17 protein-coding genes are annotated in these 21,513 nt (G+C 64.6%); 8 read left to right on the top strand and 9 right to left on the bottom strand.

Annotated elements, in window-relative coordinates; translation table 11 throughout:
- The first annotated feature begins 229 nt into the window (after positions 1-229).
- From HOY44_RS16315 to HOY44_RS16295, 5 genes are all read left to right on the top strand, one after another.
- The gene (locus tag HOY44_RS16315) at positions 230-1,189 is read left to right on the top strand and encodes a TAXI family TRAP transporter solute-binding subunit (RefSeq protein ID WP_008329933.1); all 960 of its coding nucleotides are present in this window, start codon (positions 230-232) and stop codon (positions 1,187-1,189) included.
- Complete coding sequence (locus HOY44_RS16310) at positions 1,186-1,662, top strand: DUF1850 domain-containing protein (protein WP_287436111.1); 477 nt, start codon at positions 1,186-1,188, stop codon at positions 1,660-1,662. The genes HOY44_RS16315 and HOY44_RS16310 overlap by 4 nt, the downstream gene beginning before the upstream one ends.
- A complete protein-coding gene (locus tag HOY44_RS16305; protein WP_287436109.1) occupies positions 1,659-3,629 on the top strand; it encodes a TRAP transporter permease in 1,971 nt (656 codons plus the stop codon). The genes HOY44_RS16310 and HOY44_RS16305 overlap by 4 nt, the downstream gene beginning before the upstream one ends.
- A 209-nt stretch (positions 3,630-3,838) precedes the next feature.
- Positions 3,839-6,628, top strand: coding sequence for a bifunctional aconitate hydratase 2/2-methylisocitrate dehydratase (locus HOY44_RS16300; protein ID WP_287436107.1), 2,790 nt, complete (start codon positions 3,839-3,841; stop codon positions 6,626-6,628).
- Positions 6,629-6,748: 120 nt separating this feature from the next.
- A complete protein-coding gene (locus HOY44_RS16295; protein WP_287436105.1) occupies positions 6,749-7,957 on the top strand; it encodes a threonine ammonia-lyase in 1,209 nt (402 codons plus the stop codon).
- A gap of 7 nt (positions 7,958-7,964) precedes the next feature.
- Here the strand turns inward: HOY44_RS16295 and HOY44_RS16290 are convergent, their stop codons facing one another.
- From HOY44_RS16290 to HOY44_RS16260, 7 genes are all read right to left on the bottom strand, one after another.
- On the bottom strand, positions 7,965-8,753 hold the full coding sequence (locus tag HOY44_RS16290) for a siderophore-interacting protein (RefSeq protein WP_287436104.1): 789 nt from the start codon (positions 8,751-8,753) through the stop codon (positions 7,965-7,967).
- A 221-nt stretch (positions 8,754-8,974) separates the two neighbouring features.
- Positions 8,975-10,198, bottom strand: coding sequence for an NADH:ubiquinone reductase (Na(+)-transporting) subunit F (gene nqrF, locus HOY44_RS16285; RefSeq protein ID WP_287436102.1), 1,224 nt, complete (start codon positions 10,196-10,198; stop codon positions 8,975-8,977).
- 13 nt (positions 10,199-10,211) lie between these two features.
- A complete protein-coding gene (nqrE, locus tag HOY44_RS16280; protein WP_008329942.1) occupies positions 10,212-10,820 on the bottom strand; it encodes an NADH:ubiquinone reductase (Na(+)-transporting) subunit E in 609 nt (202 codons plus the stop codon).
- Entirely contained in the window at positions 10,820-11,473 is a 654-nt protein-coding gene (locus HOY44_RS16275) for an NADH:ubiquinone reductase (Na(+)-transporting) subunit D (RefSeq protein WP_287436099.1), read from the bottom strand. The genes nqrE and HOY44_RS16275 overlap by 1 nt, the downstream gene beginning before the upstream one ends.
- Positions 11,473-12,393: a Na(+)-translocating NADH-quinone reductase subunit C gene (locus tag HOY44_RS16270; RefSeq protein ID WP_287436097.1), complete on the bottom strand. Its 921-nt coding sequence runs from the start codon at positions 12,391-12,393 to the stop codon at positions 11,473-11,475. Before HOY44_RS16270 ends, HOY44_RS16275 begins: the two co-directional genes overlap by 1 nt.
- Positions 12,386-13,585 (bottom strand): NADH:ubiquinone reductase (Na(+)-transporting) subunit B, encoded by a 1,200-nt coding sequence (locus HOY44_RS16265; RefSeq protein WP_287436095.1) that lies wholly within the window; start codon positions 13,583-13,585, stop codon positions 12,386-12,388. Before HOY44_RS16265 ends, HOY44_RS16270 begins: the two co-directional genes overlap by 8 nt.
- A 3-nt stretch (positions 13,586-13,588) precedes the next feature.
- Complete coding sequence (locus HOY44_RS16260) at positions 13,589-14,929, bottom strand: Na(+)-translocating NADH-quinone reductase subunit A (protein ID WP_287437255.1); 1,341 nt, start codon at positions 14,927-14,929, stop codon at positions 13,589-13,591.
- Positions 14,930-15,103: 174 nt separating this feature from the next.
- Between HOY44_RS16260 and HOY44_RS16255 the strand changes: the two genes are divergently transcribed.
- Together HOY44_RS16255 and nqrM are read left to right on the top strand one after the other, a co-directional pair.
- Positions 15,104-16,126 carry an FAD:protein FMN transferase gene (locus HOY44_RS16255; RefSeq protein WP_287436093.1) on the top strand — a complete coding sequence of 341 codons (1,023 nt, stop codon included), beginning with the start codon at positions 15,104-15,106 and terminating at the stop codon, positions 16,124-16,126.
- 14 nt (positions 16,127-16,140) lie between these two features.
- On the top strand, positions 16,141-16,380 hold the full coding sequence (nqrM, locus tag HOY44_RS16250; protein WP_287436091.1) for a (Na+)-NQR maturation NqrM: 240 nt from the start codon (positions 16,141-16,143) through the stop codon (positions 16,378-16,380).
- 5 nt (positions 16,381-16,385) lie between these two features.
- Here nqrM and HOY44_RS16245 read toward each other — a convergent pair whose 3' ends face one another.
- A complete protein-coding gene (locus HOY44_RS16245) occupies positions 16,386-16,571 on the bottom strand; it encodes a hypothetical protein (RefSeq protein WP_040885516.1) in 186 nt (61 codons plus the stop codon).
- Between the two features lie 80 nt (positions 16,572-16,651).
- Between HOY44_RS16245 and HOY44_RS16240 the strand changes: the two genes are divergently transcribed.
- Positions 16,652-17,173 carry a CBS domain-containing protein gene (locus HOY44_RS16240; protein ID WP_008329952.1) on the top strand — a complete coding sequence of 174 codons (522 nt, stop codon included), beginning with the start codon at positions 16,652-16,654 and terminating at the stop codon, positions 17,171-17,173.
- A 72-nt stretch (positions 17,174-17,245) separates the two neighbouring features.
- On the opposite strand, the gene HOY44_RS16235 is transcribed toward HOY44_RS16240, so the two are convergent.
- Positions 17,246-21,502, bottom strand: coding sequence for a beta strand repeat-containing protein (locus HOY44_RS16235; protein WP_287436088.1), 4,257 nt, complete (start codon positions 21,500-21,502; stop codon positions 17,246-17,248).
- Positions 21,503-21,513: the final 11 nt, after the last annotated feature.

Genomic DNA, 21,513 nt, shown 5'->3' with positions numbered 1-21,513 from the left:
CGCCCGTGTCCGGCCTTCAGGCACCGGCGTCTTCAGGAGTGAAAACAGCGCGGTCGCCCGGTGCCGACGAGGGTGCCGGACCGCGCCCCGACGCCCATTCATTTCCGTTACCGCAACCACTTGTGTTGACGCCCGCCCCACGCTTGGGTTTTCATGCATCTGTCCGGTCGGAATAACCGACTTGCGGAACGACGGGTCCGAACGAGACCCACCAACTGGGAGGAAATCCATGAATATGTTCAAGGCCACTCTGGCCTCTGCGATGCTTTTTGCTGCCCCCGTCATGGCGCAGACGCCTTTGTCGGTCGCGACCGGCGGCACCGGCGGCGTGTATTACCCGATGGGCGGCGGTCTGGCCGAAGTCATCAACAACCATGTCGAAGGCTACACCGCGACGGCGGAAGTCACCGGCGCTTCGGTCGAAAACATGGGGCTTGTCGCCACGGGTGACGCGGACCTCGCCATCGGTCTGGCCGACACGGTGTATCAGGCGCAGACCGGGACCGGCCGCTTCGAAGGTCAGCAACTGGAAATGGTGCGCGGCGTCGCGTCGCTTTACGCCAACATGATCCAGATCGTGACGCTGGCCGACAGCGGAATCACGTCGCTCGACGATCTCAAAGGCAAGCGCGTGTCCATCGGTGCGCCGGGGTCCGGGACCGAAGTGAACGCCGAGCAAGTGCTGACCGCCGCCGGAATCACCTATGACGACATCGACGAGCAGCGCCTGAACTTCAACGAAACCGCCGACGCGCTGGCAAACGGCGACATCGACGCGGGCTTCTGGAGCGTGGGTGCCCCGACCTCGTCCATCCTCAACCTCGCCACGACGCAGGACATCGTCGTGATCGAACTGACGGACGAACAGATCGCGGCGGCGCAGGAAATCCAGCCGCTCTTCGCCAAGACCACCCTTGCGGGCGGCATCTACGAAGGCGTCGACGAAGACACGACCGTTCTGGGCGTGCCGAACGTGCTGGTCGCCTCGTCGGAAATGTCCGACGATCTGGCCTATGCGATCACCAAGGCGATGTTCGACAATATCGCCGACATGCAGGCGGTCCACCCGGCGGCGAACCAGACCACGGTCGAGTTCACCCTGTCGGCCACGCCGATCCCGCTGCATCCCGGTGCGATCCGCTATTACGAAGAAGCGGGCGCCGAGATTCCGGAAAAGCTGCGCCCGTGACGGCGCACTCTGGAGGGGCGCTTCTGGCGCTCCTCCTCTCCTCTTTTTCCATGACCGCTGCCGCCGGGACGCTCACCGCATCGCTTGCGGGCACCGGAGAGGTTCTGACCGAGGCACAGGTCGCACCCGGCGACGGCTGGTGCGTGCTCTGGCGCCACTCCGTGCAGGGGTTCGAAGTGTCGGACTGCTATGTCTACCGCGAAGGGAAGATGGTGCTGGACCGCTCCCACCTGCCCGACTTCGCCGCCGGGCTTGACCACATCCCCGGTCGCGGCACGCAGATCTCGGACGGGCAAGGCGGCTATTGGATCGAGGATCTGGACGAGCCGGTTCCCGGCAACGCCTATATCCTGCGCCCCGGTTCGATGAAGGTGGACCACCGCCTGCGGATCGGCGACCGCGAAATCTCGCTCTCCGCACTGGCAGAACATGAACGGGTGCGCATCGCGCTGACCCCTGACGAGGCACGATGACGGACACGACCGAGGCGACGACGCCGGAACTGAAACAACCCTGGATCGTGTTGAAGGCGATCACCGTCGTCGGGATCGCGCTGTCGCTGTTCCAGCTTTACGCGGCGGGTATCCAGCCGCTCGGGCTGTTCTATCAGCGCCCGATCCATCTGGGCTTCATCCTCGTCCTGTGTTTCCTGATCTATCCGGTCTTCGGTAAGCACCGCCCGCGCGGGGTGGTCGGCTGGCTGATCGACGGGCCGCTGATCCTGTGCGGCGTGCTTGTGGGTTACTGGGTGCCCGCGCATATCGACATCATCGCCAACGCGATCATCCCGCGCCAGATCGACGTGGTCGTGGGCATCATCTCGGTCCTCGTGGTGCTGGAGGCCGCGCGCCGTGCCGTGGGCGGCGTGCTGACCATCATCGGCGCGGTCTTCATCGTCTATTCCTTCGCGGGCGTGCGGGGCGAGCTTCCGTGGCTTGCCGATTTCATGCCCGGCATCCTCAATCATCGCGGCTATTCCATCGACCGTCTGGCAAGCCAGTTGACCCTTGGGGCCGAGGGGCTGTTCGGTATCCCGCTGGGGGTCGCAGCCACCTTCATCTTCATCTTCGTGCTGTTCGGCGCACTTCTGGAGGTCACGGGCGCGGGCAAGTTCTTCATCGACCTCGCCTATGCCGCGACGGGCCGCCAGCGCGGCGGCCCGGCCAAGGCCGCCGTCATCGCCTCCGCCGGGATGGGGTCGATCTCGGGCTCGGCCATCGCCAACGTGGTGGCCACCGGGGCCTTTACCATTCCGCTCATGAAACGGCTCGGCTACCGCCCCGCGCAGGCAGGCGGGATCGAAGCCGCGGCCTCCACCGGCGGGCAGATCATGCCGCCGCTCATGGGCGCCGGCGCGTTCCTGATGAGCGAGTTCACGCAGGTTCCGTATATCGAGATCGTTCTGGTCTCGATCTTCCCGGCCCTGCTTTATTTCGGATCGGTCTATCTGCTGGTCCATATCGCCGCCGTGAAGCTGGGGCTGAAAGGCATCCCCGCCGCCGATCTGCCGCGCGTGCGCGACGTGTTGAAAGAGGGCTGGCATTTCCTGCTGCCGCTGGTCGTGCTGGTCTATTTCCTGACCGCCGGATATTCGCCGCTCAGGGTCGGCTACTTCGCCGTCGTCTCGGTCGCGCTGGCCGCCGTAGCGCGGGCGTTGTGGGATTTCTTCCGTCATTCGCCCTCGTTCGACGGGTTCACCGCCCTGCTCGGACGCGGATGGGATATGACGCTTCGGGCATTGGAACTGGGCGCGCGCAACGCGGTGGCCGTGTCCATGGCCTGCGCCGTGGCAGGGATCATCGTGGGGGTCGTGGGCCTGACCGGGCTGGGGCTGAAATTCTCGGCCATGATGCTGGCGTTCTCGGGCGGCAACATGATCCTCGCCCTGCTTCTGGTCATCATCGCAAGCCTGATCCTCGGCATGGGTCTGCCGGTCACGGCGGCCTATATCGTGCTCATCATCCTCGTGGGTCCCGCCCTGACCGAAGAATTCGGCGTCCCGATCCTGATCGCCCACCTCGTCGTGTTCTGGTATTCACAGGACAGTAACGTGACGCCCCCCGTGGCGCTCGCGGGGTTCGCGGGCGCGGCCATCGCAGGGTCCACACCGATGGAGACCAGCTTTCAGGCGTGGAAATACGCCAAGGGTCTGTACCTCATCCCCATGTTCATGGTGTTCAACGAGGTGATCATCGTGGGCGGCCCCCTGCCCCTCGTGATCTGGAATGGCGCGCTGGCCATTGTGGCCCTGACCGCCTTTGCGGCGATGCTCGAAGGGTTCCTGTTCGCCCCGATCCCGATCTGGCAGCGCGTGGCGCTCGCCCCGGCCATCATCGCGGTGTTCTGGCCCGACCTCAGGGTCGAGGCCACGGGGGCGGCGGTCATCGTCGCTCTGCTCGCATGGAACGCTGTGGTATCGCGCCGGTCGGTGGCTGCCTGACCCGACGGACGGGTTTAGTTCCGCACAATTAAAGCCCACACGGGTCGCGGCGTGAACGCGGGGCAGGCACTGGTCCGCGTGCAAGGGACTTGCGCCGGAAATCCGAAATGTATACGACCGCATACAAATGCGATCTGCTAAGGACTCGCGCAGTTCGACGACGATCGCCTCGCCCACTGAAACCCGTCAGCCAACCAGCGGATACCTTTATGAGCCATTACGCCAGCTACCTTGAAGAAATCGAAACCCGCAAGGCACAGGGCCTGCACCCCAAGCCCATCGACAGCGCGGAATTGGCTGCCGAAATCATCGCGCAGATCGAGGACGAAGGTCACGAACACCGCGCGGATTCGCTCAATTTCTTCATCTACAACACGCTCCCCGGCACCACGGCGGCGGCTGGCGTGAAAGCGGCGTTCCTCAAGAAGATCATTCTGGGCGAAGCCAAGGTGGCCGAGATCACCCTGGAATTCGCGTTCGAGCTTTTGTCGCACATGAAAGGCGGCCCCTCGGTGGAGGTTCTTCTGGACCTCGCCCTGGGCGACGACGCGGACATCGCCGCGCAGGCGGCCGAAGTGTTGAAAACGCAGGTGTTCCTGTATGAGGCCGATACCGCCCGCCTGAAAGAGGCGCATGAGGCCGGCAACGCCGTGGCGACCGACATCCTGCACAGCTACGCCAACGCCGAATTCTTCACCAAGCTGCCCGACATCGAGGACGAAATCGAAGTCGTCACCTACGTCGCTGCCGAGGGTGACATTTCGACCGACCTTCTGTCGCCGGGCAATCAGGCGCACTCGCGCTCGGACCGGGAACTGCACGGCAAGTGCATGATCGACGAGGCCGCGCAGAAGCACATCGAAGAGCTGAAGCTTCAGCACCCCGACAAGCGCGTGATGCTGATCGCGGAAAAGGGCACGATGGGCGTGGGGTCGTCGCGCATGTCCGGCGTGAACAACGTGGCGCTCTGGACGGGCAAGCAAGCCTCTCCTTACGTGCCGTTCGTGAACTACGCCCCCGTCGTCGCGGGCACCAACGGCATTTCCCCGATCTTCCTGACGACCGTGGGCGTGACCGGCGGCATCGGCCTCGACCTCAAGAACTGGGTCAAGAAGGTGGACGCCGACGGCAAGCCGATCCTGAACAACGACGGCAACCCGGTGCTCGAACAGAAGTATTCGGTCGAGACCGGCACGGTGCTGAAGATCGACACCAAGAACCGCAAGCTGCGCGATGCGGATGGGAACGAGTTGGTCGACATCTCGTCCGCCTTCACGCCGCAGAAGGTCGAATTCATGAAGGCGGGCAGCAGCTATGCCATCGTCTTCGGCAAGATGCTGCAATCCTTCGCGGCCGAGACGCTGGGCGTCGAGATGCCCGAGGTGTTCGCGCCGTCGAAAGAGGTGTCGCACGAGGGTCAGGGGCTGACCGCCGTCGAAAAGATCTTCAACGCCAACGCCCGTGGCACCACGCCGGGCAAGCCGCTTCACGCCGGGTCGGACGTGCGGGTGAAGGTGAACATCGTCGGCTCGCAGGACACCACCGGCCTCATGACCTCGCAGGAACTGGAAGCCATGGCGGCCACCGTCCTGTCGCCGTCCGTCGACGGCGCCTACCAGTCGGGCTGTCACACCGCATCGGTGTGGGACGCCAAGGCGCAGGCCAACACCCCGCGCCTTATGGCCTTCATGAACAAGTTCGGCCTTGTCACCGCGCGTGACCCCAAGGGCGAATACCACGCGATGACGGACGTGATCCACAAGGTGCTGAACGACATCACCGTGGACGACTGGTCGATCATCATCGGCGGCGACAGCCACACCCGCATGTCCAAAGGTGTGGCGTTCGGGGCTGACTCGGGCACCGTGGCGCTTGCGCTTGCCACCGGCGAGGCGGCGATGCCGATCCCGGAATCGGTCAAGGTCACGTTCAAAGGCGAAATGGCCGATCACATGGACTTCCGCGACGTGGTTCATGCAACCCAGCAGCAGATGCTGAAACAGTGCGGCGACAACGTGTTCCAGGGCCGGATCATCGAGGTGCACATCGGCACGCTTCTGGCGGACCAAGCCTTCACCTTCACCGACTGGACCGCCGAGATGAAGGCGAAGGCGTCGATCTGCATTTCCGAGGACGAGACACTGATCGAGTCGCTCGAGATTGCGCGCGACCGCATCCAGATCATGATCGACAAGGGCATGGAGCATGAGAACGGTATGCTCGCCAAGCTGATCGGGATCGCCGAGCGCCGGATCGAAGAAATCCGTTCGGGCACCAAGCCTGCGCTGAAGCCCGACGACAACGCCAAGTACTATGCCGAAGTGGTCGTGGACCTCGACGCCATTGTCGAGCCGATGATCGCGGACCCGGATGTCTACAACGCGGACGTCTCCAAGCGTTACACCCACGACACCATTCGCCCGATCTCCTACTACGGGGCCGAGAAAAAGGTCGATCTGGGCTTTGTCGGCTCGTGCATGGTGCACAAGGGCGACGTGAAAATCGTGGCCCACATGCTCAAGAACCTCGAAGAGGAAACCGGCAAGGTCGAGTTCAAAGCACCGCTGGTGCTGTCGGCCCCGACCTACAACATCATCGACGAGCTCAAGGAAGAGGGAGACTGGGAAATCCTCCAGAAGTACTCGGGCTTCGAGTTCGACGATCTGTCGCCGAAAGCCACCGCGCGCACCGAGTATGAGAACATTCTCTACCTCGAACGCCCCGGCTGTAACCTCTGCATGGGCAACCAGGAAAAGGCCGCGAAGGGTGACACCGTGCTCGCCACCTCGACCCGCCTGTTCCAGGGCCGCGTCGTGGCGGATGCCGAGGACAAGAAGGGCGAGAGCCTGCTGGCCTCGACCCCGGTTGTGGTTCTGTCCGCCATCCTTGGCCGCACGCCGACGCTGGACGAGTACAAAAACGCGGTCAAAGGCATCAACCTGACCAAGTTCGCACCGCCGCAGAATGTGGGTCAGATGGGCCTGTCGGTCCACTTCTGAGACCGGACTTTTTGAACGCGCGGCAGTCCCCATCCGGGGGCTGCCGTTTTCTTTTGCGCGGGCGTGGCTTGACCCGGCGCGCGGGCGGGTTCAGACGGGTGCCTTGATCTGGAGGCCCCCATGACCCTCACCTATGACGATGTTCTCACCGCCCGCGCCGCGATTGCGGATGCCACCCTGCTCACGCCGACCGTGCCCGCCACGCGGCTATCGCTTCAGCTTGGCATCGACCTGCATCTGAAGCTCGAGAACCTGCAACATACCAACGCCTTCAAGGCACGCGGGGCGCTGGCGAAGCTTCTGAGTCTGACGGATGAGGAACGCAGCGCAGGCGTGATCGCGTGCAGCGCGGGCAACCACGCGCAGGGCGTGGCCTATCACGCGACGCGGCTGGGGATCACCTCGGTCATCGTGATGCCGCACGGCACGCCCTTCAACAAGATCAAGCGGACGCAGGATTTCGGCGCGACGGTCGAGCTGCACGGCAAGACCTTCGAGGAGGCGATGGAGGCCACGCGCGAGATGATGGCGCGGGACGGGCTTGTCCTGATCCATCCTTTCGACGACCCCATCGTGGTCGCGGGCCAAGGCACCGTGGCCTGCGAGATGCTGGAACAGGAACCCGACCTCGACGTGATCGTGGTGCCCATCGGGGGCGGCGGGCTGATCGCGGGGATCGCCACGGCGGCCAAGGCGATCAAGCCGGAGGTTCAGGTGATCGGCGCGCAGGCGGAGCTGTTCGACGCGGTGAAATCCGCGATCGACGGCACGGCCCCCCATTTCAAGGGCGCGTCACTGGCCGAGGGGATCGCGGTCAAAGCCCCCTCGCCCGCGAACGTCGAGGTCATCCGGCGCAGGGTCGACCGGATCGCAAGCGTCACCGAGGAGCAGATCGAGGCGGCGGTGTTCGACCTCTTGTCACATGAGAAAATCGTGGCCGAGGGCGCTGCTGGCGCGGGACTTGCGGTGGTACAGAAACTGGCGGGCGAGCTTCAGGGGAAAAAGGTCGGGCTCGTGGTCTGCGGCGGCAACATCGACAGCCGCATCCTGTCGACGCTCATCCTGCGCGGGCTTGTGCGCGACGGGCGCATCGCGCGGCTCACGTTCGAGATCGACGACACGCCCGGCCAACTCGCCGTCATCTCGCGGATGATCGGAGAGGCGGGCGCCAACGTGGTCGAGGTCATTCACCAGCGCATGTTCCAGAGCGTCGCGCTGAAACAGGCGGAGCTCGAGGTGGTGATCGAAGCCCGCGACAAGCTGCATGTGCAGGAGATCGTGGCGGGGCTGCATGCCGAGGGCTTCAGCCTGACCACGGATCTGGACTGAGGCGCGGTCAGCCCGCCGCTTCGGCCCGCTTGACCTGCTGGTGCTCATCTTCGATGAGGCCGATCTTCCAGTAGCCAGAGATATAGGCGTCGCCCTTGGGCACGCCGCGCCGGTTCACGATCTCTTCCCGCAGGGCTTTTATCATGCCGCTTTCACCCGCGATGCAGGTCTGAACGGTGCCGTGAAACGCGGGCATGGCGCCGATGCGGTCGATGCTCTGGGTCAGCGGTGCGCTCGGGTCCGGGTGGATGAGCCAGTTCAGGTCGATCCCCTCAGGCGCGTCGATCTCCTGCCGGTCGTCCTGGCTCGTGATCTCGAAGAACGCGGTGCCCTTGGCGTCACGCGGCATCGCTTCGAGCGTCGCGGCGGCAACGGGGATGGCCGACATATCGGCGGCGACGACATAGGTATCGGCGTGGAATTCCTTGATCTTCACCGGGCCGGGGCCCCCAAAACCGACCACATCCCCCGGTTCGCAGCGCCGTGCCCAGGCCGAGGCCGGGCCGCTGTCGCCGTGGTCGACGAAATCGATGTCGATCTCGCCGGCATCCACGCGGATGAAGCGGATCGTGTAGGTCCGCACGTCGGGGCGCGGCCCCTCTTCCAGCTGGCGCTGAAAATCATTGGCAGTTTGGTCCGCCTTGGGCATGAACAGCTTGAAATGTGCGCCTTCGATCCCGGCTTCCAACGTCTTGATCCAGTCGGCGGCGCAGGTGACGCGGATCATGTTCGGCGTGATCCACGTTTTCGCGGTCACGGACATGAGGCGGGGAATACGGCTTGCTGGGTTTGCCATCGGGGCGACCCTTTCTTTTCATGTGGAGTGCTGGCTGGGCCGTCGTCGGCCTGGCTCGTCTGGGCGCAACAAATGGGCGCCGTCGGCAGCGAACCTAAGGGTGTGCGGCGACAAAGGCCAGAGCCGCCGCTGTTCAGGGATGCGCGGCACAGGCGGCTGTGGCGCACGAACGGAAAACGCCGCCCGGTGTTGGGCGGCGTTTCGTGTGTGACAGGCGTCGGTCAGCCGCCGAAATCGTCGAGCATGATATCCTCGCGGTCCACCCCAAGCTCCAAGAGCATGTTGATGACCGACTGGTTCATGATGGGCGGGCCGCACATGTAGTATTCGCAGTCTTCCGGCGCCGGGTGGTTCTTGAGGTATTCCTCGAAGAGCACGTTGTGGATGAACCCGGTGTAGCCGCCCCAGTCATCCTCCGGCAGCGCGTCGGACAGGGCGACGTGCCATTCGAAATTGTCGAATTCTTGGGCCAGCTGGTCGAAATCCTCGACAAAGAACATCTCACGCTTGGAGCGCGCGCCGTACCAGAAGGTGATCTTGCGGTCGCGGTTTTCCAGCCGCTTGAGCTGGTCGAAGATGTGACTGCGCATGGGCGCCATGCCCGCACCGCCGCCGATGAACACCATTTCCTTGGGCGTATCGCGGGCGAAGAACTCGCCGAACGGGCCGGAGATCGTCACCTTGTCGCCCGGCTTCAGGTTGAAGATGTAGGACGACATCTTGCCCGGCGGAATTCCTTGGGTGCGCGGCGGCGGGGTCGCGATACGGACGTTGAGCATGATAAGGCCCTTTTCGTCCGGGTAGTTCGCCATCGAATACGCCCGCTCGATCGGCTCGTCGCAGGTCGATTCATACTGCCAGATGTCGAACTTGTCCCAGTCCTCGCGGTATTCCTCGGCCACGTCGAAATCGGTGTATTTGACGTGATGCGCGGGCGCTTCGATCTGGATGTAGCCACCGGCGCGGAAGTTCACGTCTTCGCCCTCGGGCAGCTCCAGCACGAGGTTCTTGATGAAGGTCGCGACGTTGTCGTTGGAGCGGACCGTGCACTCCCATTTCTTCACCCCGAACACCTCTTCGGGGACTTCGACCTGCATGTCCTGCTTCACGGCCACCTGACAGGACAGGCGGTCACCGCAGGCAGCCTCGCGCTTGGTGATATGGCTTTCCTCGGTCGGCAGGATCGACCCGCCGCCTTCGTGGATGCGCACCCGGCACTGGGCGCAGGTGCCGCCGCCGCCACAGGCCGACGGGACGAACAGCTTTTCGGCGGCCAGCGTCTGGAGCAGCTTGCCACCGGCCGGCACGGAAATCGTGCGTTCGCCGTTGATGGTGATGTTGACGTTGCCGGTGGACACGAGCCGCGAGCGCGCCGCCATGATGAGCGACACGAGCGCGAGGACGATTACCGAAAACAGCGCGACGCCAAGTCCGAAGGTTTCCATTTCGCCTGTCCCCTCAGAGTTTCACGCCGGAGAAGGACATGAAGGCCATGGCCATGAGCCCCGCGCTGATGAAGGTGATGCCGAGACCCTGAAGCCCGTCCGGGATGTCGGAGTATTTCAGCTTTTCGCGAACGCCTGCCATGGCGGTGATCGCCAGTGCCCAGCCGAGGCCCGAGGACACGCCGTAGACGCTCGCCTCGGAGAAGCTGTAGTCGCGTTCCACCATGAACAGCGACCCGCCGAGGATGGCGCAGTTCACCGTGATGAGCGGAAGGAAGATGCCAAGCGCGTTGTAGAGCGGCGGGAAGTACTTATCGAGCACCATTTCAAGGATCTGCACGATGGCCGCGATGACGCCGATGTAGCTGATGAGGCCGAGGAAGGTGAGGTCCACGTCCGGAAAGCCCGCCCAGGCCAGCGCGCCGGGGGCGAGCAGGTAGGTCAGGATCAGGTTGTTCGCGGGCACGGTGATGGCCTGCACCAGTGTGACCGAGATGCCCAGACCGATGGCGGTCGAGATCTTTTTCGACACGGCGAGGAAGGTACACATGCCGAGGAAGAAGGCCAAAGCCATGTTCTCGACGAAGATGGCCTTTACGGCGAGGGAAAGCAGGGCTTCCATCAGTGCGCCTCCACCGTTTGAATGCGATACTCACGCTCTTCCACCTGCTCTGGTTTCCACGACCGGAAGCCCCAGATCAGAAGACCGATCACGAAGAACGCCGAGGGCGGCAGGAGGAGAAGGCCGTTGGGCACATACCAGCCGCCGTTGTTCACGGTCGGCAGGATGGTGAAGCCGAAAACGCTGCCCGACCCCAGCAGTTCGCGGATGAAGCCGACCATCATCAGGATCAGGCCGTAGCCCAGCCCGTTGCCGACGCCATCGACGAAGGAGGCGATCGGCGGGTTCTTCATCGCGAACGCCTCGGCGCGGCCCATCACGATGCAGTTCGTGATGATGAGGCCGACGAAGACCGAGAGCGTCTTGGAAATCTCATAGGCATAGGCTTTCAGCACCTGATCGACCACGATCACCAGCGAGGCGATGATGATCATCTGCACGATGATGCGGATCGAACCCGGGATCTGGGTGCGGATCGCCGAGATGAACATGGAGGAAAAGCCCGTCACCAGCGTCACGGCGATTGCCATGACCGCCGCGACCTGAAGCGACGATGTCACGGCAAGCGCGGAACAGATGCCAAGCACCTGAAGCGTGATCGGGTTGTTGTCGACCATCGGGTCGACCAGCATGGTCCGGTAGGTCTGTGCCATCAGATCTCTCCCGCTCTGACGCGTTCAAGGAAGGGTTCGAAGCCGCGCTCGCTCATCCAGAACCGCACGAGGCTGTCGACACCGCGCGAGGTGAGCGTTGCGCCCGAAAGCGCGTCGATGTGATAGTCCGGCCCGGCGGCGGTGACGGTCTTGCCGACGTTGATCTCGAGGTCGCCCTCATCGTCGCGCAGCTTCTTGCCGCGCCAGAGCGCCTTCCACCGCGGGTTGTCGACTTCGGCACCCAGACCGGGGGTTTCGGCATGTTCATAGAACTGGAGGCCGTAGATGGTGTTCCCGTCCTCTTCCACGGCGATGAAGCCGTAAAGCGTGGACCAGAGGCCGTAGCCGTAGACAGGCAGGATCACCTTGTCGAGCGACCCGTCCTCGGCCCGCAGAAGGTAGACGGTGACGTAATTCGCCTGCCGACCGATGCCTGCCGGATCGTCGTCCAGCGGGGCCGACAGGGTCAGATCGTCAGCGGCGGCGCGGTCGTCGAAGGTGAGCGGGTCGAGAACCTGCCCTTCAATGTCTGCACCATCAGCGAAAGCGCCGGTTGAAAGCTCGACCACATGCGGTTCGAAGTCGGCAAAGGCGGCGGCGACGTCCATGCCTTCTTCATAACGGCCCGCGACTTCGACGATGTTCACCTGCTTGTCGAGTGCCGCGTTCTCTTCCTGAAGCGGGCGCAGCGACACTGCAGCGGCGGACACGACCATCGAGGCGACCAGACACAGGGCCAGCGCGACGACCACGGTCTTCACGGTGTTGTCCGGCGGGGTGTCGAGGAAGCGGCGGATCGGACCCTTGCGGGCCTTCTGTGCCTCGGTCAGCGGCTCGTCACGGACGGGCGGGTTCATTTCGGGCGTGAATTCGGCCTCGCCGGTCTCGTTCACGCGGTTTTCGGTATCCTTGTCAGGCATTGCGGCGTGCCCTCCTGCGGATGTTGGCCTGCACGACGAAGTAGTCGATCAATGGCGCAAAGACGTTGCCAAACAGGATGGCCAGCATCATGCCTTCGGGGAACGCCGGGTTGATGACGCGGATCATGACGACCATGAACCCGATGAGCGCGCCGTAGATCCAGCGGCCTGCGTTGGTGTGGGAGCCCGAAACGGGTTCGGTCACCATGAAGACGAGGCCGAAGGCATAGCCGCCGATCACGAGGTGCCAGTACCACGGGGTCGCGAAGGCCGGATTGGTGTCCGACCCGATCCAGTTCAAAAGCGACGAGAACGCGATCATGCCCAAGAGACAGCCCAGAACCATACGGTAGTTGGCGATCCGGGTGGTGAGCAGGAAGGCAAGACCGAGCAGGCAGGCGATGGTCGAGGTTTCGCCGAAGCTGCCCTGAATGGTGCCGACGAAGGCGTCCATCCATGTGATGCCGTAGGTTGCAAGCTGGCTCACCCCTTCGGATGCGGTCACGGCCAGCGCGGTCGCGCCCGAATAGCCGTCCACCGGGGTCCAGATAGTGTCACCGGACATATAGGCGGGATAGGCGAAATACAGGAACGCGCGGCCCACGAGCGCGGGGTTGAGGAAGTTCTTGCCGGTGCCGCCGAACACCTCTTTCCCGATGACCACGCCGAATGAGATACCCAGCGCCACCTGCCAGAGCGGCGTCGAGGCGGGCAGGATCAGGGTGTAGAGCATCGAGGTGACGAGGAAGCCCTCGTTCACTTCGTGGCGGCGGATGGTGGCGAAAAGCACCTCCCAGAACCCGCCTGCGGCGAGCGTCACGATGTAGATCGGCAGGAAATACAGCGCGCCATGCAAGACGTTCGCCAGCGCGTTGTTCGCGTTGAAGCCGATGCCCAGCGTCTCGATGATCCACGCGCGCCAGCCCGACGCGCCGAACTCGGCAATCGCCATGTTGGTCTGAAGACCCACGTTATACATGCCGAACAGGATGCAAGGCACCGTGGCGATCACGACATAGGTCATGATCCGCTTCATATCGACGTAGGAGCGCGCGTGGGGCGCGGCGGTCGTCACTGTCTTGGGCGTGAACAGGAAGCTTTCGACCATTTCGTAGATCGGAAAGTAGCGTTCGTACTTGCCGCCCTTGACGAAATTGGGCTCGATCCTGTCGAAGAAGTTGCGCAGACCCATGCCCTAGCCCTCTTTCTCGATCTTGGTCAGGCAGTCGCGCAGCGCCATGCCGTATTCGTATTTTGCCGGACAGGCGAACCCGACGAGGCCCAGGTCCTCTTCGTCCAGTTCCAGCGCGCCCAGCGTCTGCGCCTGATCCGTGTCCATCACCAGAAGCGACCGCAGAAGCTGCGTCGGCAGGTAATCTTGCGGCATGAGCGTCTCGAACGTGCCCGTCGGCACCATCGCGCGGCGTCCGCCGTTGAGGTTGGTGGTCAGACTGTAAAGCTTATTCGCGAAGGCCGACCCCAGCACGGGCTGGATCGCGAATTTCGACCCCATCGGCCTGATCCAGCCCAGCGGGATCTGCTTGTGGTCTTCTTCGATCAACGTGATCTGGCGGTCGTAGCGACCGAGATAGGCATCCGCCCCCTCGCCCGCATGGCCCGACAGCACCGAGCCCGAGATCATGCGCATCGGCAGGCCGTCCGGATTGTCGCCCGCACACAGCTCGGTCAGGGACGCGCCCATGACGGTGCGCACGAGGCGCGGCTTGGCGAGCGGTCCGGTGATCGCGACGACGCGGGTCGCGTCCAGCTTGCCGGTCAGCAGAAGTTGACCGATGGCGATGACGTCCTGATAGCCGATGCTCCAGACCGTCTTGGTGGCCGAGGGCGGCTCGACGAAATGCATGTGCGTACCGGGCAGACCCGCGGGATGCGGGCCGGAAAACGCGACGGGCGTGATCCCGGCAAGGTCCGCACCGGGAATGGACGCGCCCTGCGACTGGCAGAGATAGGTCTTGCCGTCGGTCAGCTTGGCAATGGCTTCCAGCCCGCGCGAAAACGCCTCGGGCGCTTCATGGATGATGAGGGCGGGGTCGGCGGCCAGCGGCTCGGTGTCCATCGCATTGACGTAGATCGCGGCCGGCGCGTCGGTCGTCAGCGGCACCTTGGAATAGGGGCGCGTGCGGAACGAGGTCCACAGACCGGCGGCGGCGAGGCGTTCGACCAGACCTTCGCGCGTGGCCACGTCACCCACGGCGGAGAAGTCCACCGGCGCGGCAGCGCCCGCGTCCACTTCGATTTCGACCGAAATCAGACGACGCCGCGCGCCGCGGTGAACCGCGCGAATCCGGCCCGATACGGGCGCGGTGATCTGGGCTTCGGGATTGTCCTTATGCACGAAAATCGGCGCGCCGGCGGCGACGGTATCGCCCTCTTCCACCGCCAGCCGCGGCTTCAGGCCGCGATAGTCATGCCCCAGCAGCGCGACGGTTCCGACATTCGCCGTATGAATCGTCGTGTCCGTCACCGCCCCCGCGATGGGCAGGTCGAGACCTTTTCGTAGCGTGTAGTTTTGCACGGTGGTCGCCATCCGAATTTTTGCGCCCTTATGCAATGCTGCGCCGCCGAACAAAAGTGCATCCGACCGCTTTTTTGGTCCAAATTGTCCAGTGCATGCGGTTGCGGCCCCCGGACGGTGATATTATGGACAGGCTGCGCGCCCGATGCGCGCCAATCTACGGAGTTTAGCGCAGTGTCCGGCATCCCGACCCTCTCCCGCCGATCCTTCCTGATCCTTTCGACGGCGGCCCTCGCGGCCTGCAACCTCGAGGACGAAGTGCTGAAATTCACCGGGATGACGATGGGCACGCAGTATAACGTCGTGGCGCTGAAAGGCGGCAAGGCGGTCGACCGCGCGGCACTGGCGGCCGCGATCGACACCGCCCTCGCTCAGGTCAATGACGAAATGTCGAACTGGGACGCGACCTCGGAAATCTCGCGCGTGAACGCCGCCGGAACCGAAGCGATCCGCCTGTCGCCCGCGCTGGCCGACCTGATGGAAAACGCGAATGCGGTCCATGCCGCCTCCGACGGGCGCTTCGATGTCACCGTCGGCCCGCTCATCGACCTTTGGGGGTTCGGCGCAGCGGGGTCCACCACGCGCGTTCCGGGGGAAGAGGCGATTGCCGAAGCGCGCGCCCTCACCGGGCAATCGCGCGTGTTGACGCTTGAAAACGGCACGCTGCGCAAATCCGTGGCGGGTGCCGAGATCTACCTGCCCGCCATCGGCAAGGGGCATGGTGTCGACCGCGTGGCGACGGCGGTGCGCAGCTTCGGGATCGAGAACTTCATGGTCGAGATCGGCGGCGACCTTTACACTGCCGGGCACAATGCGGACGGCACGCCGTGGCATATCGGGATCGAAAGCCCGGTCGCGGGCGCGCGCAGTGTCTACAGCGTCGTCGATGTCTCGAACCTCGGGATGGCGACCTCGGGCGATTACCGCAACTATTTCGAGGCGGACGGGACGCGCTATTCTCACATCATCGACCCGACCACGGGCCGACCCATCACCCACAACACCGTTTCGGCAAGCGTCCTGACGGAAAACGCGATGCTGGCCGACGCATGGTCCACCGCGATGCTGGTTCTGGGCCGGGACCGCGGGCTGGAGATCGCCGAGGCGCAGAACCTCGCGGTGGTGTTCATCGACCGTGACGGCGCCGAGGGTTACAAGACCACCGAAAGCAGCCGCTTCTCGGCGCTGCAAGCCTGACACCGGGGCACCGCATGGACACCCTCATCCTCACCTTCGGACTTCTCGTCCTCGTCATGCTGGGCATGGCGGTGGGCGTGATCTTTTCGAACAAGCGGATCAAGGGAAGCTGCGGGGGCCTCAACGCCATCGCGGGCGCCGATCATTGCATCGTATGCAAAAAGGAAATCGACCCGGACAGCCCGCTGCGGGGCCGCCTGTCCGACTGTCCGCGCGCCCGGAAGATGCTGGAAAACGCGGAAAGCCGCGCCTGACCCCGTCAGCCGGGCGTCGAAAGCGGGATGAAGGCCAGCACCAGCAGCGCCGCGGCGGCGATCACGCCGTAGACCCACAGCTTCCACCGCGCCCCTTCCGCCTTCCACACGCGGCGGTAGCCATATCCCGCGATGCAGGCGATCACGAAGATGATCGTGGCGACCAAGGGGGTAAGAAACTGTTCCGGCACGAATTTTGAACCCAACTGCGCGATTTGCGGTTTAGACTATGCGTATGACCCACGCCGTCTGAACAAGCAAGGAACGCCACATGCCCGAATCATACCGCCCGCATCTGCGCAAGGACGACGAACACCCCCGGACGACCAGCCAGTCGGTCTCGTCCAACACCACCGTCAGCCACGCGACGGTGCAGGACGTGCTGGACAAGAAGGACGGTCGGATCATCACGATCCACCCGGAGCAGACCCTGCATGACGCGGTCGTCCTGTTGCGCGACAATCGGATCGGGGCGCTGTTGTGCGTCGACGAAGAGGGCAAGCTCGCGGGCATCCTGTCCGAGCGCGACATCGTGCGCAAACTGGCCGACCAGCCCGGTAAAACGCTGCCGCACCGTGTGGAAGAGGTGATGACGCGCACGGTCGAGACCTGCACCGCCGACGAGCCGCTCGTGGTCGTGCTGCGGCTCATGACCGAAGGCCGGTTCCGCCACATGCCCGTGGTCGATGGCGACGCGCTGATCGGCATGATTACCATCGGCGACGTCGTGCATTTCCGCCTGAACCAGCTGGAACTCGAGGCGCTTCAGATCAAGCAACTCATCGTCGGATAAGGCGCTGGCTCACGCCCGATAATGGTGAATGAGGGTGGCAGGGCCGTTCGACCGATGGCCCTGCCCCGCCCCCTACAGCACGAAATCCCGCTCCGTGAGTGTGAGCAGCCCGGTGAGGTAGATCTCGGCATCCGCCACCGTGTCGCCGTCGGTGTCGAGCGCGATGATCGTGTCGCCGCCCGACTGGCTCAGTGTCAGCGTGCCGCCGAAGGCGAAGGCCTGATCGCCGCCCGTGGTCGTGTCGGCGTCGATGGAGCGCAGGATGATGCGGTCGGTGCCGACTTCGTAGTCGGTGATCCGGTCGGCAGCCGCGCCCAGCCCGGTGTCGCCCTCGCGGAACACGAACGTGTCGCCGTCCGACCCGCCGGTCATGACGTCCGCCCCATCGTTGCCGAAGATCCGGTCGCGGCCCGCGCCGCCGTCCAGCGTGTCGTCGCCCGCGTCGCCGCGCAGGAAATCGTCGGCGCCGAGACCGGACAGCGTATCGGCCCCGTCGCGCCCAATCAGCCTGTTCGCGCCGCCGTCGCCGGTGATATCGTCGTCGAAATCCGAACCCTGAGCGTTCTCGATCTCGGACAAGGTGTCTCCCGTGGCGTCGCCGCCCGAGGCCGTCCCGGCGCCGAGATCCAGCGTCACCCCGGCGCTCGACCCGGTGTAGAGCACGGTGTCGATCCCCGACCGGCCATACATCTCGTCGCCACCCGCGCCGCCGATCAGCTTGTCGTCGCCGAAGCTAGCGTCCATGTAGTCGTCGCCCTCGCCGCCGATCAGGATGTCACGATCCGCGCCCCCGTAGAGGGCATCCCATCCATCCCCACCGACCAAGCGATCGTTGCCGTCGAGCCCGAGCAGGATGTCCTGCCCGCCAAGACCGATCAGCATGTCATCGGCCCCGTCGCCGGTCAGAACGTCATTGTGATCCGAGCCCATCACCCGTTCGATACCGGTGAGCGTGTCGCCCTGCGCATCGCCGCCGGTGCCGGTGCCGGCGCCCAGGTCCACCGTCACGCCAGCGGCGGACTTCTTGTAGACCGCCAGATCCGCACCCCCGAGCCCGCCGTCGAGGTCATCGGCCCCCGCGCCCCCTTCGAGCCGGTCGTTTCCGTCGCCACCGTCCAGATCGTCGTCGCCCTCGTCACCGAAGAGCATATCGCGGTCATCCCCGCCCTCGATCATGTCGCCGTCGTCGCCACCCCGAACCCAGTCGCGTCCGGCCCCGCCCCTGAGCGTGTCGGAACCCGCGCCACCCAGCACCCGGTCATCGTCATCCCCACCGTCGAGCGTGTCATCCCCGTCACCCCCTTGTAGATCGTCCTCGCCGCCGAGACCGTTCAGGATGTCGTCCAGATGTCCCCCGAGGATCCGCTGGCCGATGTCGGTGCCGGTGCGATCCGCAGACGCCGTGGGCGCCCGGCCGTAGATGACATAGGCCTTGCCCGAAGTCGTCGTGTATTCATCGTTCATGGGCGACCCGACGATCAGGTCGTCGATCCCGTCGTGGTTCACGTCACCGGCGGCAGACACCGCATGACCGTTCCAGTCACTGTCGGCTTCACCGACGATCATGAACCCCTCGGACGGGGCGAGATCGCCCAGGTCGATGTCCGAAAAGCCGGATGCCTTGCCGAAGATGACGTAGCTTGCGCCGGATTCCGAGCCGTTGATATCCACGCCGCGCGCGCCGACGACCATATCGTCGAAGCCGTCGCCGTTGATGTCCCCGGCGCGCGAGACGCTGACCCCGGCGCCATCGCCAGCCAAGCCCCCGACGATCTTGAAGCCGTCGGAGGACGAGAGGCTGGACAGGTCGATATTGCTCCAGCCGGACGCTTTGCCCAGCAGGACATAGGCTTCGCCCGCATCGACGCCGCCGTCATCCCCGGCATAGGCGCCGACGATGATGTCGTCGAAGCCATCGCCGTTGACGTCACCCGCCCACGAGACGCTGGTGCCCAGCCGATCGCCAGCGGCGTCACCCTGAATGATAATCCCGACCGACGCCGACAGTCCGGTCAGATCGATGTCTGCGATCCCGCTGGACCTGCCGAAGATAAGGTAGGTCTCGCCGGCGAGCGCGCCCCCGTCGCTGCCGTAAAACGCGCCGACAAGGACATCATCGAAGCCGTCGCCGTTCACGTCGCCCGCGCGCGCCACGTCGAACCCGGCAAGGTCGCCTGCCGCATCGCCCCGGATGGCAAACCCTTTATCGGGGGTAAGCGCGCCGGTATCCGACAGGGCGAGGTTGGCGATGCCGCTGACACCGCCGAAAAGCACATAGGCTTCGCCCGCGTCGTTGCCCGCGTCATCGTTGGCCGGAGCACCGACGATCACGTCGGAAATGCCGTCTCCGTTGAAGTCTCCGGCACCCGCTACGGAGAAACCGGCATTTGCGTTGCCGTTCCCGTTCAGGATCACGTTGCTAGTGACCCCACCCCAGGGCGCAAGGCCGACGCCGCCATAGATGATATAGGCGCGACCTTCGTCGCTGCCGCCATAGTGGGGTGAGCCGACGATCAGGTCGTCATACCCATCCGCATTCACATCACCTGCGGCGGACACGGCGTAACCGGCCCAATCGTCGACCGCTTCGCCGATCGCCCGGAAACCGTTGGAGGCGGCCAAGGGAATGATGTCGGAGTCGGTGTATCCGCCGACCCGACCGTAGACGACATCGGCGGCGCCGTTGCCGAGACCGGGATGTGGCGAACCGACCACGAAATCGTCGATCCCGTCGCCGTTCATGTCGCCTGCCCCGGACACGGCCCAACCCACCTGCATCTCGGGGAAAACGCCCCGAACGGAAAACCCGTAGTCTCCGCCCAGCGAGGCGAGTTCGACGCGCGCGCCGAACCCCGTCGCCGAACCGCCGTAGACGACATACGCCTCGCCCGCGCCCGCTCCGCCGTTGTCGCCGCCGGACGCTCCGATGAGGACGTCGTCGATGCCGTCGCCGTTCACGTCGCCCGCCCCCGCGACCGCCTGCCCGGCCAGGTCGTCGGCCTCGTCGCCGGTGATGACGATCCCTTCGCCGGTTCCGAGCGCGGCAAGGTCGACCGTGCCGAAGCCGGAAGCCTTGCCGAACACGACATAGGCCGCGCCCGCGTTGTTGCCACCGTCATTCTGCCCGTAGGCCCCGATGAGCATATCGTCGTAGCCGTCCGCGTTGACGTCGCCCGCGTTGGCGACCGAGTAGCCGGCGAAGTCGCCCGCCGCGCCGCCGCGCAGGATGAACCCGTCGCTCGCCGCGAGGCCGGTCAGGTCGATGTTCGTGAAGCCCGAGGCCTTGCCGAAGAGGACATAGGCCTCGCCTGCCGAAGAAGCGGAGTCGTCGCCGCCATAGGCCCCCACGATGATGTCGTCGTAGCCGTCGCCGTTCACGTCGCCCGCACCCGAGACCGATCGACCGGCGAAATCTCCGTCTACATCGCCCTGAATGATGAAGCCGTCCGACAGGGCAAGCCCGGTCAGGTCGATATTCGTGAAGCCCCCGTTGCGTCCGAAGATGACGTAGGCCTCGCCTGCTTGCGTGCCACCGTCGTCGCCGTTCACGGCGCCGACCACGATGTCGCCGTAGCCGTCGCCGTTGATGTCACCGGCGGAAGAGACGGAAATCCCGGCGTGGTCGCCCGCTTCGTCGCCCTGAATGATGAAGCCGTCGGATACCGTGAAGGACGACAGGTCGATGTTCGAAAAGCCCGTCGTTTTGCCGAAGATCACATAGGCCTCGCCCGCGAAGGCGCCGCCATCATCGCCGTAGGAGGCACCGACGATGAAATCGTCGATTCCATCGCCGTTCACATCTCCGGCGGAAGAGACGGCGCGACCGGCGAAGTCGTCGGCGTCGTCACCGATGATCGTGAACCCGTCGGTCAGGGGAAGCGTGCTCAGGTCCACCGTCGAAAACGCGGTGCCCTTGCCGAAAATCACATAGGCTGCCCCGGCGGACGTCCCGCCCGCGTCGTTGCCATAGGCCCCGACGATCACGTCGTCGAACCCGTCGCCGTTCACGTCGCCCGCGCCGGAGACCGCAAATCCGGCGGTGTCCCCGACGGAATGACCCTGAATGAAGAAGCCATCGCTGGCCGTCAGGCTGCTAAGGTCAATGTCCGAGAACCCGTCGTTGCGACCGAAGAGCACATAGGCGCCGCCAGCGCCGAAGCCGCCCGCGTCTTGACCGGACGCCCCGATGACGAAGTCCGTCAGACCGTCGCCGTTGACGTCCCCGGCGGTGGATACGCTGAAACCGGCGAAATCGCTCGCCACGTCACCCTGAACGGTGAATCCCAAGGACGGGGTCAGAAAGGAAAGATCGACAATACGCGCGGCCATGAGGCGCCCTC

It is taken from the genome of Maritimibacter sp. (assembly GCF_016774595.1).
Taxonomy (GTDB): Bacteria; Pseudomonadota; Alphaproteobacteria; order Rhodobacterales; family Rhodobacteraceae; genus Maritimibacter; species Maritimibacter alkaliphilus.
Note: the sequence above shows the minus strand (reverse complement) of the source record. Positions and strands in the feature narration are given on the sequence as shown.

What these genes read in the sequence shown, in the direction of transcription:
- HOY44_RS16275 (WP_287436099.1), bottom strand. Translation starts at nt 11,473, where the DNA reads ATGGCACAGACCTACCGGACCATGCTGGTCGACCCGATGGTCGACAAC.
- HOY44_RS16265 (WP_287436095.1), bottom strand. Translation starts at nt 13,585, where the DNA reads ATGGGTCTGCGCAACTTCTTCGACAGGATCGAGCCCAATTTCGTCAAG.
- HOY44_RS16270 (WP_287436097.1), bottom strand. Translation starts at nt 12,393, where the DNA reads ATGCCTGACAAGGATACCGAAAACCGCGTGAACGAGACCGGCGAGGCC.
- HOY44_RS16290 (WP_287436104.1), bottom strand. Translation starts at nt 8,753, where the DNA reads ATGGCAAACCCAGCAAGCCGTATTCCCCGCCTCATGTCCGTGACCGCG.
- HOY44_RS16315 (WP_008329933.1), top strand. Translation starts at nt 230, where the DNA reads ATGAATATGTTCAAGGCCACTCTGGCCTCTGCGATGCTTTTTGCTGCC.
- HOY44_RS16295 (WP_287436105.1), top strand. Translation starts at nt 6,749, where the DNA reads ATGACCCTCACCTATGACGATGTTCTCACCGCCCGCGCCGCGATTGCG.
- HOY44_RS16235 (WP_287436088.1), bottom strand. Translation starts at nt 21,502, where the DNA reads ATGGCCGCGCGTATTGTCGATCTTTCCTTTCTGACCCCGTCCTTGGGA.
- HOY44_RS16300 (WP_287436107.1), top strand. Translation starts at nt 3,839, where the DNA reads ATGAGCCATTACGCCAGCTACCTTGAAGAAATCGAAACCCGCAAGGCA.
- nqrE (WP_008329942.1), bottom strand. Translation starts at nt 10,820, where the DNA reads ATGGAAGCCCTGCTTTCCCTCGCCGTAAAGGCCATCTTCGTCGAGAAC.
- nqrF (WP_287436102.1), bottom strand. Translation starts at nt 10,198, where the DNA reads ATGGAAACCTTCGGACTTGGCGTCGCGCTGTTTTCGGTAATCGTCCTC.
- nqrM (WP_287436091.1), top strand. Translation starts at nt 16,141, where the DNA reads ATGGACACCCTCATCCTCACCTTCGGACTTCTCGTCCTCGTCATGCTG.
- HOY44_RS16240 (WP_008329952.1), top strand. Translation starts at nt 16,652, where the DNA reads ATGCCCGAATCATACCGCCCGCATCTGCGCAAGGACGACGAACACCCC.
- HOY44_RS16305 (WP_287436109.1), top strand. Translation starts at nt 1,659, where the DNA reads ATGACGGACACGACCGAGGCGACGACGCCGGAACTGAAACAACCCTGG.